This window comes from Lonsdalea quercina subsp. quercina, assembly GCF_000688655.1.
GTDB classification, from domain to species: Bacteria; Pseudomonadota; Gammaproteobacteria; order Enterobacterales; family Enterobacteriaceae; genus Lonsdalea; species Lonsdalea quercina.
The window spans coordinates 153,021-166,327 of record NZ_JIBO01000006.1; the positions used below are offsets into that span (position 1 = coordinate 153,021).

At 51.0% G+C, this 13,307-nt stretch carries 9 protein-coding genes; 7 read left to right on the forward strand and 2 right to left on the reverse strand.

The features are described from left to right. The first annotated feature begins 27 nt into the window (after positions 1–27). Entirely contained in the window at positions 28–939 is a 912-nt protein-coding gene (gene galU / locus RZ35_RS05825) for a UTP--glucose-1-phosphate uridylyltransferase GalU (RefSeq protein ID WP_026742452.1), read from the forward strand. Positions 940–1,072: 133 nt separating this feature from the next. On the opposite strand, the gene hns is transcribed toward galU, so the two are convergent. Beyond that, entirely contained in the window at positions 1,073–1,480 is a 408-nt protein-coding gene (gene hns / locus RZ35_RS05830; protein WP_026739418.1) for a histone-like nucleoid-structuring protein H-NS, read from the reverse strand. A gap of 1,252 nt (positions 1,481–2,732) precedes the next feature. Continuing rightward, positions 2,733–5,411 carry a bifunctional acetaldehyde-CoA/alcohol dehydrogenase gene (adhE, locus tag RZ35_RS05835; RefSeq protein WP_026742453.1) on the reverse strand — a complete coding sequence of 893 codons (2,679 nt, stop codon included), beginning with the start codon at positions 5,409–5,411 and terminating at the stop codon, positions 2,733–2,735. Positions 5,412–5,949: 538 nt separating this feature from the next. On the opposite strand from adhE, the gene RZ35_RS05845 reads away from it, so the two are divergent. The 6 genes from RZ35_RS05845 (at position 5,950) to oppF (ending at position 13,189) form a co-directional block, all read left to right on the forward strand. Further along, positions 5,950–6,594: a YchE family NAAT transporter gene (locus RZ35_RS05845; RefSeq protein WP_026742455.1), complete on the forward strand. Its 645-nt coding sequence runs from the start codon at positions 5,950–5,952 to the stop codon at positions 6,592–6,594. Between the two features lie 1,062 nt (positions 6,595–7,656). Then, complete coding sequence (gene oppA / locus RZ35_RS05850; RefSeq protein ID WP_051625504.1) at positions 7,657–9,261, forward strand: oligopeptide ABC transporter substrate-binding protein OppA; 1,605 nt, start codon at positions 7,657–7,659, stop codon at positions 9,259–9,261. Positions 9,262–9,342: 81 nt separating this feature from the next. Then, entirely contained in the window at positions 9,343–10,263 is a 921-nt protein-coding gene (gene oppB / locus RZ35_RS05855) for an oligopeptide ABC transporter permease OppB (RefSeq protein WP_026742457.1), read from the forward strand. A gap of 12 nt (positions 10,264–10,275) precedes the next feature. Next, entirely contained in the window at positions 10,276–11,184 is a 909-nt protein-coding gene (oppC, locus tag RZ35_RS05860) for an oligopeptide ABC transporter permease OppC (RefSeq protein WP_026742458.1), read from the forward strand. Positions 11,185–11,195: 11 nt separating this feature from the next. Then, positions 11,196–12,188, forward strand: coding sequence for an ABC transporter ATP-binding protein (oppD, locus tag RZ35_RS05865; protein ID WP_026742459.1), 993 nt, complete (start codon positions 11,196–11,198; stop codon positions 12,186–12,188). Continuing rightward, positions 12,185–13,189 (forward strand): murein tripeptide/oligopeptide ABC transporter ATP binding protein OppF, encoded by a 1,005-nt coding sequence (oppF, locus tag RZ35_RS05870; RefSeq protein ID WP_026742460.1) that lies wholly within the window; start codon positions 12,185–12,187, stop codon positions 13,187–13,189. The genes oppD and oppF overlap by 4 nt, the downstream gene beginning before the upstream one ends. The last annotated feature ends 118 nt before the right edge of the window (positions 13,190–13,307 follow it).

The following is a 13,307-nucleotide window of genomic DNA, read 5'->3' on the forward strand; positions in this document are numbered from 1 at the left end:
ATTTGAACGAAATATACGAGGTTGTTTATGTCAGCTGTCAATAAAAAAGTAAAAAAAGCGGTCATTCCTGTGGCCGGGCTGGGAACGCGGATGCTGCCAGCCACCAAGGCTATTCCAAAAGAAATGTTACCGCTGGTTGATAAACCTTTAATTCAATACGTAGTCAATGAATGTATTGCGGCAGGCATTAACGAAATTATTCTGGTAACGCATTCCTCCAAAAATTCGATTGAAAACCACTTCGATACCAGCTTTGAACTTGAAGCTATGTTAGAAAAACGTGTTAAGCGACAACTGTTGGATGAAGTTAAATCGATTTGTCCTGAGCATGTGACTATTATGCAAGTACGTCAGGGCGTGGCTAAAGGCCTGGGGCACGCGGTATTGTGCGCCTATCCTCTGGTGGGCGACGAACCCGTGGCGGTTATTTTGCCGGACGTCATCATTGACGAATACGAGAGTAACCTGAAGAAAGACAATCTCAGTGAAATGCTTCAACGTTTCGATGAAACTGGACATAGCCAGATAATGGTTGAGCCTGTTGAAGACGTCAGCAGCTATGGGGTCGTGGACTGCCAGGGAAGGGAACTGAAGCCAGGTGATAGCGCGCCTATGGTTGGCGTTGTTGAAAAGCCGAAAGCAGATGAAGCGCCATCAAACCTGGCTGTTGTCGGCCGTTATGTTCTGTCGGCTCAAATTTGGGACTTCCTGAAGAAAACGCCTCCGGGAGCAGGGAATGAAATTCAGCTCACCGATGCTATCGCAATGTTAATGGAGGAAGAGACCGTCGAGGCTTATCACCTTAAAGGTATCAGTCACGACTGCGGAAATAAGCTGGGTTATATGTCAGCTTTCGTAGAATACGGGTTGCGCCACAAAACGTTGGGTTCTGAGTTCAACCAGTGGTTGAAAACAGCCGTTCAGGAAGAAAACAACTAATCAATATCATCCCTCTGTTCTATTGCAGAGGGCCTCCTCCCAGCCTGTCTCACGTGTTTTTCCCATTAAATTAAATAAAAAAACACCCCCTGCGAACAGGGGGTGTTTTATAAGAATTAATTATTTGGTGGTATTAAAGCAGGAAGTCATCCAGAGATTTACCCTGTTCTTCGATTGCCTTTTTGATCACTGCCGGGGTACGACCCTGGCCTGTCCAGGTTTTGACTTCGCCATTTTCATCGGTGTACTGGTATTTAGCAGGGCGAGCAGCACGTTTGCTTTTACCAGCAACTTTAGTAGAGCCTAAAGACTGAAGCAGTTCATTGGGATCGATGCCGTCAGCAATTAACATATCGCGATACTGCTGCAATTTGCGAGTACGCTCTTCAATTTCTGCCTGAGCTTGGCTTTCTTCTTCGCGGCGTTCATTAACCACGACTTCCAGTTTTTCCAGCATTTCTTCCAGGGTTTCCAGACTACATTCTCTTGCCTGGGCGCGCAGGGTACGGATGTTGTTTAGAATCTTTAGTGCTTCGCTCATTGTATTAGTCTCAAAATATATTTAATTAGTGGCTGTATGAGAGATAATAGAGCGCTATTTTATTTTCTGCAATAGGTAGATTTGTATTATGGGCAAAAATAACAAATCTAATACAGCCATCACGTATCTACAGACAGATATAAATCTTTCAGAGTTGCTAATACATTTGGTTACGTATACGGCGCCGAATTATGGTCTGACCTGCTGCCACGGTTTGTTTATCCAACAATTAATCGCCAATTGTCCGTCCCTACCGGCTCAATTACCTGTTACCGCCACATCCTTGTAGGGAATAGCATAAATGATGCTCGCGATTGTAGGCTGGCGAGATTGTTACCATCATTTCCAAAGTACCAAAGGGGAAGTAGGAACGGCTCTGTATTTGATATCAGTCGAATTTATTTTAAGGCTAACCAGAGCCCAAAGATCTTGTTTTTGGCAGAAATAAACGCAGGTATCATGAGGGTAAGCCTATTTCCTAGACTTAGAAAAAAAGCAGTATGGTCGTGTATCCTCGCCTGGTGAGAGACGCATCAGCAAAGCTGATGATGGTCTATTTTAAATCCAATAGGGAAAGAACATCTGACAGGAACTATTCACGCATAAATTATATGTCGGCATCCCGCCATCCCTCATTAAGAAGACGGCAACCCGTCATCACCGGTAATTTATTCATATTAATTGCGATGCATATGGGTCCGCAGGTTAACGGTTTTATAGAGAAAACGATGAGATAATTGATTAATCTTACGACATGCTTACTTTTGTAACTATTGATATAAAGAAAATTTTATCCCGCTTACGCTTCGCATCTAAGTCATATTAATAAGCCCTATGAATCTTTGCCGTTGTCAGCGTTAACCTGACAGCGAGTCGTTTTTTCTCTTCGCTATGAGCCGGATATAACGTACCAGAACGCGTTTTGCATGTGTTGCTTAAGGTATTAACCTCAATGCGCGTGCGAATAAGTCTGAACATAAAACGCGACCCATGAAGTATACAGGAATCTTTATTGGCGAAAGGGGCGCGCGCCGCGGTTTGATTAAATAAATAACGGGTCGAGCACTTACCATGCAGCATCCTTTACCACAACAGCTTCAGACGACGCTGGCGCTATTTCCCTTGAGAAGTCGATGTAACCCCTAACCCTGATGCGACATCGGGTGATGTCGGACTTTTATGAAAGACAATAAAAAAACCCCACATTATGGACGCGGGGTTCGATTATCACAACGAGGTTAGTTTACTCAACTCACGACTTTCCGGCTTTTCGCTTTTTAGCCGGCGCCTTCGTGGGTTCAGCGATAGATGCAACCTCTTCTTGCTCTGAGAAGGTGCGGCCATAGTAACAATCCAGCAGAATTTGCTTCACCTCGACAATCAACGGGAAGCGCGGATTGGAACCGGTGCACTGGTCATCCAGCGCATCTTCGGACAGTTTGTCCACGGCCGCCAGGAAATCTGCTTCCTGAACGCCAGCTTCGCGGATGGAGGCGGGAATGCCTAACTCTTTCTTCAGCGACTCCAGCCAAGCCAGCAGCTTCTCAATTTTCTGCGCCGTACGGTCGCCAGCCGCACTCAATCCCAGGTGATCGGCAATCTCCGCATAGCGACGACGGGCCTGAGGGCGGTCGTACTGACTGAATGCCGTCTGCTTGGTCGGTACGTCGTTGGCATTGTAGCGGATAACGTTGCAGATCAGCATCGCGTTAGCCAGGCCATGTGGAATATGGAACTCAGACCCTAACTTATGGGCCATGGAGTGGCACACGCCAAGGAAGGCGTTAGCAAATGCGATACCCGCGATGGTAGCGGCGTTGTGCACGCGCTCGCGGGCCACCGGATTTTTGGCGCCTTCGCGATAGCTCGACGGCAGGTATTCTTTCAGCAGTTTCAACGCCTGTAGCGCCTGACCGTCCGAATACTCGTTCGCCAACACGGAAACATAGGCTTCCAACGCGTGTGTGACCGCATCCAGGCCGCCGAACGCGCATAAGGACTTCGGCATATCCATCACGAGGTTGGCGTCGATAATGGCCATGTCCGGCGTCAACGCATAGTCTGCCAGCGGATATTTTTGGCCGGTGGCATCATCGATGACCACGGCGAATGGGGTGACTTCTGAACCCGTACCGGAAGTGGTCGTAATCGCCACCATCTTCGCTTTGATCCCCATTTTCGGGAATTTATAGATACGCTTGCGAATATCCATAAAGCGCAGAGCCAGGTCCGCGAAATGCGTGTCCGGGTGTTCGTACAGGACCCACATGATCTTCGCGGCATCCATCGGGGATCCCCCACCCAGCGCGATAATCACATCAGGGTTGAACATGTTCATCTTGTCAACGCCGCGTCGCACGACGCTCAGAGTCGGATCGGCTTCCNCTTCGAAGAACACATCCACTTCCATGCCGTGGCGTTTGAGCACGCTGGTGACCTGATCAACATAGCCATTATTGAACAAGAACGGGTCCGTAACGATGAAGGCGCGTTTAGCGCCTTCCGTGGCGACTTCTTCGAGCGCCAGCGGCAGAGAGCCGCGACGGAAATAGATAGATTTGGGAATTTTGTGCCACAACATATTTTCAGCTCGCTTCGCTACCATTTTACGGTTGATCAGATGTTTCGGCCCGACGTTTTCTGAAATCGAGTTACCGCCCCAGGAGCCGCATCCCAGCGTCAGTGACGGCGCAAGTTTGAAGTTGTACAAATCACCAATCCCGCCCTGAGATGCAGGGGTGTTAATCAAAATGCGCGCGGTTTTCATCTTGTCGCCGAAGGTATTAACGCGCGCTTTTTGGTTGTCCTGATCGGTGTACAGGCAGGAGGTATGACCGATACCGCCCATCGCCACGAGCTGTTCTGCCTTCACCACTGCGTCGTCAAAGTCCTTCGCGCGGTACATGGCAAGCGTGGGAGACAATTTTTCATGTGCAAACGGTTCAGATTCGTCAATTTTGCTGACTTCGCCGATCAACACCTTGGTGTTTGTCGGTACGCTGATGCCAGCCAGTTTGGCGATATCCGCCGCCGTCTGGCCGACGATCGCGGCGTTAAGCGCACCGTTTTTCAATAGGACGCCCTGAACGGCAGTCAGCTCCTGACCGTGCAGCAAGTAACCGCCGTGGGTGGCGAAACGCTCACGTACGGCGTCATAAACTTCATCCACAACGACGACGGACTGTTCTGATGCACAAATGACACCGTTATCGAAGGTTTTGGACATGAGGATTGAAGCGACTGCACGCTTGATATCCGCGGTTTCATCAATCACTACGGGGGTATTTCCTGCGCCTACGCCAATAGCCGGTTTTCCCGAACTGTAAGCGGCTTTCACCATACCGGGGCCGCCTGTCGCCAGGATCAAGTTGATATCCGGGTGGTGCATCAATTGGTTAGATAGCTCGACGGAGGGCGCATCGATCCAGCCGATGATGTCTTTCGGCGCTCCCGCCGCAATGGCTGCTTGCAGCACGATATCTGCCGCTTTATTCGTGGCGTCTTTGGCGCGTGGGTGAGGGGAGAAGATAATGCCGTTACGGGTTTTAAGACTGATTAATGCTTTGAAAATCGCGGTGGAGGTCGGGTTGGTCGTAGGGACGATACCGCAGATCAGGCCGATAGGTTCTGCAATCGTCATGGTGCCGAAGGTATCGTCGACGGATAACACGCCGCAGGTCTTCTCATCCTTGTAGGCATTGTAGATATATTCGGAGGCGAAATGGTTTTTAATCACTTTGTCCTCGACAATCCCCATGCCAGATTCGGCAACGGCCATTTTCGCCAGAGGGATTCGTGCATCTGCGGCGGCCAGGGCGGCGGCGCGAAAGATGGTGTCCACCTGCTCCTGAGAGAAGCTGGCAAACTCGCGCTGAGCGNTTTTCACACGTTCGACCAAAGCGTTAAGTTCTGCCACGTTGGTTACGGCCATAATGATCTCCTGTAATTATTCAAACTCTTTCAGTCAATAGTTGCCGTTTGATGAGCTGTCCCGTTGTGAGACACGCTGGTATTACGGAGGCCAGTGTTGAGGCATCTGTCCGTGCCCCATTGACTCAAAGAGCTCGCGCTATACTGATTACTGAGGTCAACATCAGTCGTGTTTGGCTGCGTCTTTGCTACCCTTCAAGAGGGTCTAAAGTGAAATACTTTTTTGGCTATTTATTCTGTGAGTCTCGTTTTAGCGATCGGATTCAGGTTACAGGGTTATCAATTGCATTTTTGTGATCCTTGTCCGATATTTTACCGGCTGACTCCATTCAGCTTTTTTGTATTGATAGCTTTTATCAATCAATATGAAGATTTCATAAAATACAGGTTTTTTGTAGAAAAGTGTATTTATCTGTTTATTTACTTTACAAAGAAAAAAACAGAGGAATATTCGATTATCGAGAGGGACGTATCGTCTTATTTTCATTACAATGCGCCCGTAAATTTTTTATCTTCCTGATGATGGTCTGAGGTGCCGAGTGATGCATTCTGTGCTGGATTTTTCCAGCTTTATAAAATTTTTCGTCGGCTTATTTGCCCTCGTTAACCCTATCGGAGTGTTACCCGTATTTATAGGGATGACCAGTTACCAGGATAATAAGGAACGAGACAAAACGAATTTAACGGCGAATGTTTCCGTGGTTCTTATTCTCTGGGGCTCTTTATTTTTCGGCGACGGCATTCTGCGATTGTTCGGTATTTCCATTGATTCATTTCGTATCGCCGGCGGCATCCTGGTGATGACCATCGCGATGTCGATGATTAGCGGTAAGTTGGGTGAGCATAAGCAGAACAAACAAGAAAAAACGGAAAACGCCAACCGTGAAAGCGTCGGGGTCGTTCCTCTGGCGCTGCCGCTAATGGCGGGGCCGGGCGCTATCAGCTCCCCCATTGTCTGGAGCTCTCGCTATCACGGCTGGCCGAATCTGGTGGGGTTGTCGTTAACTATCGCGCTGTTTTCATTCTGTTGCTGGCTATCATTTCGCGCAGCGCCGATGATTGTCCGACTACTGGGCCAGACGGGTATTAACGTGGTCACCCGTATCATGGGCTTATTATTGATGTCGCTTGGTATCGAGTTTATTGTGACCGGCCTGCGATCGACATTCCCCGGCTTATTATAAGCACCGCTCTTTTTTCTATTTATTGCTTCATTCGTGACGAGTCCCGATATAGGTTGATACTTTTCAGCCTTACAAAACGCCCGATGAACTTTATCGGGCGTTTTGTATTTTTAACGACAGGTGGGGACGCCGGATGTTGTAGATTTCCACCGACTCTCTGACCATCCTCCTTGCCTACGCGATATCGTCTTTCGACCTGTCCAGCAACGGCCAGTTCGAAGCACGGAGAGTAAACACGTTGCGTGCGGCAAACATATTGGTTCATCTGTGTCAGCGTTATTTAGGACGGGTCATCATCTTACCGGCTGCCGCCACGGCGTCAGCCGTTTTTTATGTCAAGAACATAAAGGTTGCTGATGTTTTTTTACTGCGGAAGGATTGATGACTCTGCCATTCATTTATCCCTCGCATAGTGAGGGGGCGCTGTTGCCTGTTTTTGTGCTCGTCCCCATCCCCATCATCAGCGATGACGGGCCGTCAAAATCCACAAGCCGAGCCAGGAAAAGGAAATACGCCAGACTGGTATAAGATTTTCTTATTTCAGAATAATGCGCTGTTAATGATAACAAAAAACCTATATCACGCTGTTGTTTTAATGGAAAGCTCTGAAGCTATCGCGCGGGTTTTACGCCGAATATCTAGTGAGAGAAAATTGAGTAACATCCCGTGAATTCTATTGGCGAAGCGTAAATCATTTGCTACGTTCGGCTTGGTTAGGCGTTTAATCATTACAAAAGGTAAGTTAATTTTAACTTACGATGCAGTTGCTCTTTAGCCGTGATTTCTCGGGGGGAAGGCACGGCCCGGCGGTATGGAAAACCGTTGCGTTTCCCTGTGAGTGGCGAGGTGAGGGGCGACGCACGACAGAAACTCGCTTGGCGGCAGGATTTCGTTTAGGGGCACTGAGGGTGCTTTTACGACGAGGTTCTTGGCCTGGCTTGTGGTGATAACCAGACTCGTTCCCTGGGGAGACCGTGAGCTTGAGTCGATGTGGTGCAATGAAAAAATAAAACAGGAGCATAATCAACAATGGCAAAACACAAATTAAAACCGCGGTGGGTGATGACGGCACTGGGCATTTTTAGCGTATCGATATCCATGTCAAGTTGGGCTGCCGTGATTCCTCCCGGTGTCCAGTTGGCGGAGAAACAGGAGCTGGTGCGAAATAACGGCGCGGAAGTTGCGTCGCTCGATCCGCATAAAATTGAGGGCGTGCCGGAAACTAACGTGTCTCGCGACCTGCTCGAAGGTTTGGTTAACACCGACCCGGATGGAAAGATCATCCCGGGCGTGGCGGAAAGTTGGGATAACCAGAACTTCACGGTCTGGACCTTTCATCTGCGAAAGGATGCCCGTTGGTCAAACGGCGACCCGGTGACCGCAGAGGATTTTGTGTATAGCTGGCGGCGAGTGACCGATCCTAAAACGGCATCGCCTTATGCCTCCTACTTGCAATTTGGTCACATTGTGAATATCGACGATGTGGTTGCTGGTAAAAAACCGACAGAGGCGTTGGGCGTTAAGGCGATAGACGATCACACGCTGCAGGTCACATTGAGTCAGCCAGTACCGTATTTTTATAAATTGCTGGTCTATCCTGCGACTTTCCCGGTGTATAAAAAAACCGTCGAAAAATTCGGCGAAAAATGGACGCAACCCGCAAATTGGGTGGGTAACGGCGCCTATAAGCTGAAAGAGTGGGTGGTGAATGAGAAGCTGGTTCTGGAGCGAAATACCCATTATTGGGACAACGCGCACACTGTTATTAACAAGGTCGTCTATCTGCCTATCACCTCCGAAGTGACCGACGTCAATCGCTATCGCAGCGGTGAAATTGACATGACCTACAACTACCTTCCGATTGAACTGTTCCAAAAACTGAAAAAAGAGATCCCGAACGAAGTCCACGCCGATCCTTATTTGTGCACCTATTATTTTGAAATCAATAATCAGAAGGCGCCGTTCAACGATGTCAGAGTGCGTAATGCGCTCCGTCTGGGTCTTGACCAGGTCATTCTGACCAACAAGGTGAAAAATCAGGGCGATATTCCCGCCTACGGTTATACCCCGCCTTACATTGACGGAATAACGACCGCTAAACCGGAGTGGGCGAGCTGGTCTCAGCAGAAACGTAACGAAGAAGCGAAGAAATTACTGGCCGAGGCCGGCTACAGCGCGCAAAAACCGTTGACGTTCACACTCCTGTATAACACCTCCGATCTGCATAAGAAAATGTCGATCGCGGCGGCGTCCATATGGAAAAGCAACATCGGCGTTAACGTAAAACTAGAGAATGAAGAGTGGAAAACCTTCCTTGATAACCGCCATCAGGGCAATTATGACCTGGCGCGGGGCGGCTGGTGTGCGGATTACAACGAACCCTCTGGGTTCCTGAACAGCATGGTATCCAATAGCAGCAGTAATACCTCGCACTACAACAGTCCGCAGTTCGACCAGTTGATGGATAAAGCGCTGGCGGCGAAAACCGATGCCGAGCGAGCTGCATTTTATCAGCAGGCGGAACAACAGCTGGATAAGGATGCGGTAATTGCGCCGATCTACCACTACGCTAATCTGCGGTTGGTCAAACCGTACGTCGGAGGATTGACAGGGAAAGATCCGCTGGACTATGTCAAAGTCAAAGATCTGTACATCATCAAACATTAAGTTCATTGCTGCCGCGCCACGCCGGGCGGCAGTCTTGCAATAATAAGAACCGCTTTTTGACCGGTTTGATAGGTAAGGTCCATGCTTAAATTTATTCTGCGCCGGTGTCTGGAAGCGATACCGACACTCTTCGTGCTGATTACCCTCTCTTTCTTCATGATGAGGCTCGCGCCCGGTAGTCCTTTCACCGGCGAACGCAACCTTCCGCCGGAAGTGATGGCCAATATTGAGGCTAAATACCATCTGAACGATCCCATCCTGACGCAGTATGGCCACTATTTGGTTCAGCTGGCGCACGGGGATTTCGGCCCTTCGTTCAAATACAAAGACTATTCAGTAAATGACTTAGTGGTACGCGCCTTTCCTGTGTCGGCCAAGCTGGGCGCCGCGGCGTTTTTGCTGGCGGTCATTCTGGGCGTCACCGCCGGCGTGGTGGCCGCGTTAAACCAGAACGGAAAATGGGACTTTACGGTGATGGGATTTGCGATGACGGGCGTGGTGATCCCAAGCTTCGTTGTTGCTCCGCTGCTGGTGCTGGTTTTCGCCATCACGCTTCAATGGTTGCCGGGCGGCGGCTGGAACGGCGGGGCGCCCAGGTACATCATTTTGCCGATGGTGGCGCTTTCACTCTCCTATATTGCCAGTATCGCCCGCATTACACGCGGCTCGATGATCGAAGTTTTGCATTCGAACTTCATTCGCACCGCGCGCGCCAAAGGATTGCCCCTGCGCAAGATCATCCTGCGCCACGCCCTGAAACCGGCGCTGCTGCCGGTGTTGTCATNCCTGGGGCCGGCATTCGTCGGCATCATTACGGGGTCGATGGTCATCGAGACGATCTTCGGTCTGCCCGGCATCGGCCAGCTGTTCGTGAATGGCGCGCAGAACCGAGACTATTCGCTGGTGCTCAGCCTGACTATTCTGGTTGGGGCGCTGACCATCCTGTTTAACGCGATTATCGACGTACTGTACGCGGTAATCGATCCCAAGATTCGCTATTAAGTCGAGGCGCAGATGTTTTGGAATAAAAAAAATCGGGACGCGTTGGGCCGCTTTAGCGAACAGCTGGACGTTGAAGGCCGCAGTTTATGGCAGGACGCGCGTCGTCGCTTCATCCACAACCGCGCAGCGCTGACCAGCCTGTTGTTACTGCTGCTGATCACGCTGTTTGTGGTCATCGCACCGCAGTTTTCCTCGTTTAACTATGCCGATACGGATTGGAATATGATGTCGGCCGCGCCAGACATGGCGAGCGGCCACTATTTCGGTACGGACTCCTCAGGGCGAGATTTGCTGGTCCGTGTGGCCGTCGGCGGTCGGGTATCGCTGATGGTGGGTGTGGCCGCAGCGCTGGTCGCGGTAGTCGTGGGCACGCTGTATGGCGCGCTGTCCGGCTACATGGGCGGCGTTGTTGACTCGGTCATGATGCGTATATTGGAAATTCTTAATTCATTTCCTTTTATGTTTTTCGTGATCTTATTAGTGACGTTTTTTGGGCAGAACATGCTCTTGATTTTCGTAGCCATTGGTATGGTGTCCTGGCTGGACATGGCGCGTATCGTCCGGGGGCAGACGTTGAGCCTCAAAGGTAAAGAGTTTATCGAAGCGGCGCTGGTCGGCGGAGTGTCGACGCGCGGTATTGTCCTCAGGCATATCGTGCCAAACGTGTTGGGCGTGGTCGTGGTGTATGCCTCGCTGCTGGTGCCTAGCATGATCCTGTTTGAATCCTTTCTGAGTTTCCTGGGGCTGGGGACGCAAGAGCCCATGAGCAGCTGGGGATCGCTCTTGAACGACGGCGCCAACTCGATGGAGGTGGCGCCCTGGCTGCTGTTCTTCCCGGCAGGCTTCCTGGTGGTCACGTTGTTCTGTTTCAACTTTATCGGCGATGGCTTACGTGACGCCCTCGACCCGAAAGACCGCTGAGGAGAGGCGCGATGACGAAAACAACACAACCCCGCGAACCGCTGCTAAGCGTAAACGACCTGCGGGTGGTTTTTAACACGCAGGACGGCGCGGCCACGGCCGTGAATGACCTCAACTTCTCACTGTCTGCGGGCGAAACGCTCGGTATTGTGGGCGAATCTGGTTCCGGAAAGTCGCAGACTGCCTTTGCCCTGATGGGGCTGCTGGCGGCCAACGGAAAGGTGAGCGGTTCCGCGCGGTTTGATGGCCGCGAGATACTGAACTTGCCGGAACGCCAGCTCAATCGCCTGCGCGCCCAGGAGATCGCCATGATATTTCAGGACCCGATGACATCCCTGAACCCTTATATGCGCGTGGGTGAACAGCTGATGGAAGTCCTGATGCTGCACAAAAAACTGAGTAAAGGCGATGCGTTCGCTCAGTCTGTAGCCATGCTGGACGCGGTAAAAATGCCGGAAGCGAAAAAGCGAATGCGTATGTTTCCGCACGAGTTTTCCGGTGGGATGCGCCAGCGCGTCATGATCGCCATGGCCTTACTGTGTCGGCCTAAACTGCTGATCGCCGATGAGCCGACGACGGCGCTGGATGTCACCGTGCAGGCGCAGATCATGACGCTGCTGGGTGAGCTACAGCGAGAGTTCAACACGGCTATTATTATGATCACGCACGATCTGGGTGTGGTTGCCGGTATCTGCGACAAAGTGTTGGTCATGTATGCCGGGCGAACGATGGAATACGGTTCCGCGCGCGACATTTTTTATACACCGACGCATCCTTATTCAATCGGGCTGCTAAATGCAATACCCCGGCTGGATGTGGAGAATGAGGTGCTGGCGACAATCCCCGGCAATCCGCCTAACTTGCTCCGTTTGCCGCAAGGGTGTCCTTTTCAACCCCGTTGTCCATACTCCCAGGCGGATTGTGAGCAAACGCCGATGTTGACTGAGTTTGAGAAAGGGCGGATGCGCGCCTGCTTCCGTCGTATTGAGGAGGTGGCGCTATGAATTCGATGGAACAATGTAAAACGCTACTTGAGGTCGATGACCTAAAAGTCTATTTCGACGTGCGTAGCGAACAACAGTGGTTCTGGCAGCCGCCCAAAAAATTAAAAGCGGTGGACGGCGTCTCTTTTCGCCTCTATGAAGGAGAAACGCTGGGCATCGTGGGAGAGTCCGGTTGCGGCAAGTCGACGTTGGCGCGGGCCATCATCGGTCTGGTCAAGGCCAGAGGGGGCAGAATCAGCTGGCTGGGTCAGGATCTGCAAGGATTCAACGACAAACAATGGCATGACGTGCGCAGCGATATCCAAATGATATTTCAGGACCCGCTGGCGTCGCTGAATCCTCGTATGACGGTGGGTGAAATTATCGCCGAACCGCTGAAAACCTATCGTCCTGGGCTTTCTCGATCGGAGGTCAAAGAGCGGGTCAAGGAAATGATGAACAAGGTCGGACTCCTGCCGAGTCATATCAACCGCTATCCTCATGAGTTTTCCGGCGGGCAATGCCAACGCATCGGCATTGCCCGGGCGCTTATTTTGCAGCCGAAGCTGATTATCTGCGATGAACCGGTTTCCGCGCTGGATGTGTCTATTCAGGCGCAGGTCGTGAACCTGTTGCAGCAATTGCAGCGGGAAATGGGGCTAGCGCTGATTTTCATCGCTCATGACCTTTCCGTGGTGAAGCATATCTCCGATCGCGTTCTGGTCATGTATCTGGGACATGCGGTGGAATTGGGGACGGACGGCGCGTTATATCGTAATCCGCTGCATCCCTACACCCGGGCGCTGATGTCTGCTGTGCCAATCCCGGATCCGGACAAAGAGCGCAACAAGCAGATACAATTGTTGGAGGGGGATCTGCCATCGCCCATCAATCCGCCATCAGGCTGCGTATTCCGTACACGTTGTCCTATGGTCGGCCCCGAGTGCAGTCAAACGCGTCCGCAATTAGAGGGCGGGATCGAGCATGCGGTGTCTTGTCTGAAAGTGGAAACATTACCGTAACACGGCACCCATCCGCCGTTTGCTCCAGACTCTCCCTGCATACGGGGAGAGTCTGGAATCTTACGGCAATCTGCTATGACACAGAACAGGATAGGGGGAGTCAGCCGCGCGGCGATGT

Bases quoted from the DNA above. Each gene is read 5' to 3' on its own strand.
- galU (WP_026742452.1), top strand. From the start codon at position 28: ATGTCAGCTGTCAATAAAAAAGTAAAAAAAGCGGTCATTCCTGTGGCC.
- hns (WP_026739418.1), bottom strand. From the start codon at position 1,480: ATGAGCGAAGCACTAAAGATTCTAAACAACATCCGTACCCTGCGCGCC.
- oppA (WP_051625504.1), top strand. From the start codon at position 7,657: ATGACGGCACTGGGCATTTTTAGCGTATCGATATCCATGTCAAGTTGG.
- oppC (WP_026742458.1), top strand. From the start codon at position 10,276: ATGTTTTGGAATAAAAAAAATCGGGACGCGTTGGGCCGCTTTAGCGAA.
- oppD (WP_026742459.1), top strand. From the start codon at position 11,196: ATGACGAAAACAACACAACCCCGCGAACCGCTGCTAAGCGTAAACGAC.
- oppF (WP_026742460.1), top strand. From the start codon at position 12,185: ATGAATTCGATGGAACAATGTAAAACGCTACTTGAGGTCGATGACCTA.